This is a genomic window from Bradyrhizobium diversitatis (assembly GCF_016031635.1).
Taxonomy (GTDB): domain Bacteria; phylum Pseudomonadota; class Alphaproteobacteria; order Rhizobiales; family Xanthobacteraceae; genus Bradyrhizobium; species Bradyrhizobium diversitatis.
Map to the genome: position 1 here is coordinate 1 of NZ_JACEGD010000121.1, position 648 is coordinate 648.

The 648-nt window shown below is 67.0% G+C and carries 1 protein-coding gene; it reads right to left on the reverse strand.

What is annotated here, in order from left to right:
- Positions 1-552 (reverse strand): hydroxymethylglutaryl-CoA lyase-like TIM-barrel protein (locus H1B27_RS39715; protein ID WP_512699752.1); only part of this gene is annotated, 552 nt, incomplete at its 3' end.
- Between the last annotated feature and the right edge of the window lie 96 nt (positions 553-648).

A 648-nucleotide genomic window follows, 5' to 3' on the forward strand; every position in this document is an offset into this window, starting at 1 on the left:
GGATGGCGTGCCGACCCCGATGGTGTCGCCGAGCGAAATCTCGTAGCAGCCGAGCTCGAACAACGTGCTGGCGAGATCGGCGACCGCCTTCGGCTTGATCTCGCCGTCGAAGGGGCAACCGAGCACGCAGGAAATATAGCCGCGCACCTTGACGCCATCGGCCTTGGCGCGCGCCAGCACCGGCTTGAAGCGCTCGATCGACTCCGCGACCGTGCAGTTGATGTTGGCGCGCGAAAAACCTTCCGAGGCGGCCGCAAACACCGAGACCACTTCGGCGCCCGCGGCACGCGCGGCGTCAGCCACATCAAGGGCGCCGAATTCCACGTGCTGGTGCCGAACGAGAAGGGCTATGACGCCGCGCAGCACGGCATCGGAGCTTGCCATCTGCGGGATCGCCCTGGGCGAGACGAAGGCGCCGACTTCGACCGTATGGAGGCCGGCCGCGACCAGCGCCTCGACGAAGGCGATGCGGGCCTCGACGCCGACGGGCGTCTTCTCGTTCTGGAGACCGTCGCGCGGCCCCATTTCGATGATGCGGACGGGATCGCTCATGTCACTCTCCGGAAGGCTCGACCACGGCGAGCTCGACGCCCTCCTGGACGATGTCGCCGACCTTGCACCTGATCGACTTCAGCACGCCGGCAAAGG